The organism is Streptodolium elevatio, from assembly GCF_040649515.1.
GTDB classification, from domain to species: Bacteria; Actinomycetota; Actinomycetes; order Streptomycetales; family Streptomycetaceae; genus Yinghuangia; species Yinghuangia elevatio.
The window spans coordinates 1-2,674 of the sequence record NZ_JBEZFP010000276.1 but is presented as its reverse complement, the minus strand read 5'-3'; the positions used below and the strand labels follow the sequence as shown (position 1 = coordinate 2,674).

Annotated in this window: 2 protein-coding genes; both read right to left on the bottom strand. The window is 70.0% G+C overall.

From position 1 onward, the window contains the following. Positions 1-1,020: 1,020 nt before the first annotated feature. A complete protein-coding gene (locus tag AB0C36_RS42990; RefSeq protein WP_358365225.1) occupies positions 1,021-2,040 on the bottom strand; it encodes an ankyrin repeat domain-containing protein in 1,020 nt (339 codons plus the stop codon). 169 nt (positions 2,041-2,209) lie between these two features. Beyond that, a partial coding sequence (locus AB0C36_RS42985) for a contact-dependent growth inhibition system immunity protein (protein ID WP_358365222.1) occupies positions 2,210-2,674 on the bottom strand: 465 nt, incomplete at its 5' end.

The window sequence follows — 2,674 nt, the reverse complement described above, 5'->3', positions numbered from 1 at the left end:
TACTGGACGAAGTCAGCGCCGCTGACCCCGACGATGACGTCCGCGACCAGGCAGCACGCGTACGCGAGCTCGTGCTCAGCGGAACTTGAGCGTCGTACGATCTCGCCGCCCCGTGATCGCGAAACCAGCGCGAAACGCCGCCCTGCGAGCCGAGCCTCAGCATCGGTTCCGCCGCAGGTCAGAGGCCTGAGACGCACACGGCGTGAACGTCCCTCCGGAACCGTGTGCGGAGGCGCGCCGTCCTCGGTTGTACGGTTCCCCGTAGGGCGGCGACGCGAGGGGTGTGCGTGCAACCGGGGGATGTGGTCGGCGGGTCTTACGTCGCAGGCCCCGGGGGGTTTCCTCGGGCGCCCTGCGATGAGTGCCACGTCAGTCTTCGTCGTCGGCTTCCAGCAGCGCCTTGAGGTTGGCGGTGAGCTGGTGAGTCGAGGCGTACGGGTGTGCGGATTCCCGCCGGCCAGGTGATCGTTTCCCGCGCCTGGAGGCTACGCGTCGATCTCCCAGTGGAGGCGCTCTTGGCCTGCCAGTTGCTGGAGGAGCTCGATGGTCTCGGCCGGTTCGGCTTCGGGCGGCAGGTCAGCGGAGAAGCGGTACTCCGGTGTCCGCGTGCTCGGGGTTGCTGCCCTGGCGTAGTTCCAAGCAATCGAGTGTCGGATGCTCTTGACTTGCCCACCGTCGGTGGGCAGCTGCTCCCCGGCGTTGGACATGGCGGTGCGTAGCGCCGCCGGTGGGCTCGTCCTTGCCCTGGAGGCTTCCGCAGTGCACATCCGCAATTCCCCGCTGGTCCAGGCTGTTGACGCTGCCCGGCAGCCGACCGGACTGGTGGTGTGGCTCGTCGTCCTCTGGACGATGTTCGTCCTGGGCGCGGGGCCGCGGCAGGGCTGCTGGCCGTGGCCGGTCATCCCAGGCAGGGGAGCTATGGCTGGCTCACCATGGTCCTCGCGGTCAGCGGACTCAATGCCTTCATTACGGCGGCGCTTCGCGGTTTGGTCCCCCTGCCGGAGGCAGCGCCGTCTCGGTTCAGCCCACGTACCCCTGTTCCGCGGCCCATTCGGCGTTGAGGTCGAGTTCGCCGCCCGCGTCGCGGAGCATCCGCAGGCATGCGGCTGCCTGCGGGACGTCGCGGACGCGCATGATCTCGTAGGCGATGTCGGCGGCGTTGAGACCTTCGTTCTCGCTGCGTTCCGCGGCCCTGGGCGTGGCGGCGTTCGGGTCCGCGCCCGCGGCCAGGAGGAGGGCGACCACGTCGGGGATGCGTCGGGCGCGGACGGGTTCGACGAGGAGCCCGAGCGCGACCAGGAGCGGGGTCGTGTCCGTGGCGAGCTCGAACGGCCACGCAGGCAGGTTGTCGACGTCCTCGCCGAGATACTCGGTGAGGCTGGTGTAGCGGTCGAGGGCGGCGTCCGGGTCGGCGCCTGCGGCGAGCAGGACCTTCATGGTCTCCACGGATCCGGAGACCGCGGCCAGGTGCAGCGGCGTGAGCCCGGAGTCCTCCAACGGCCCGGTGCCTGCCCCCTCGTCGAGGGCACGCTGCACCCGCGCGGTGTTGCCGCGTACGCAGGCTCGGCCCAGGTCCATGGCGGGACTGGACGACCTGAGCCTGCACAGCCGGTGCCACAGCGACGGCGCGCCGTGCTGAGACGGCTCGTCCCCTTCGTGGTCGACGACGTACACGGGCGGCGAATCGTCGCCGGCGGCCTCGGCGAGGTCGACCAGGTAGAGGAACTGGCCTTCGTCGTGGGCGACGACGTACCAGGGCCTGGGCCGGTCTTCGGCGAAGAGGCCGTCGTCGGCCTCGGATCCGCCGAAGCGGAACTCCCAGTCGAATTCGTCGCGGGTACGCAGCCGCCGGTCGGCCGGCCATTCCACGGCGAGCAGCGCCTGCACCGACGCGGGAACCGGATGCGGGCCCGCGGGGGTGTCCACGACCTGGTCGCGGAGCACGAACGCAGCCGGGAACCGTCCACCCAGGTGTTCGATCTTTTTCAGCACGTCGGCGTGCAGGGACTGTGCTGCGTCGGGTCGACGGTCGTTCGCCACGAGTGGCCCTCCCTGGGGACAGGAGCAGCGGGCAGGAGCCGGGGGCATTACCCGCTGGCAATGGATGCCCGGAAGTTAGCCCACGGCCCAGACAGTTGCGCGCGTGCGGCGGTTGCCGCCGCGCGATGTGGATGACCGGTGTGAACGGGTGTCCGGTACGCCGGGCGGGTCACGCGGGCGGGGCAGTGGCGGCCTTTGCGGTGGCGAGGAGGTCGGTCAGGGTGCCGGTGAAGTCGTGGATGGCTGTGTCGGTGAGAAGCGGCGCTGGCTCAGATTGTGTGGAGATGTGGAGCTCGTCACTCCGTGTCAGGGTTGGCCGATCGGAACGCGGTGACGTACTCGAGGATGCTTGCGGGGGTGGGGGCAGGTTGGCCAGGATCCGCAGCAGTTGGACTGTGTGGTCGTGGCGGCTGTCCCAGAACGGTTGGTCGACACGGAGGACGGCGGCGAGGAGGTCGCCTTCGTAGAAGTCGCCCTGGACGAGCGGGTCCTGCTGCAGATGCACCAAGGCGACCGGGACCAGGTGCGCGAGGCCGATCTGCTGCCCGATCAGCAGGCGAAGATCCTCGATGCCCAGCTCGCCGATCGGTCCGCTCACGGGCGGCCGGGTGTTGCGGGCGGTCCCGGGCGCGGG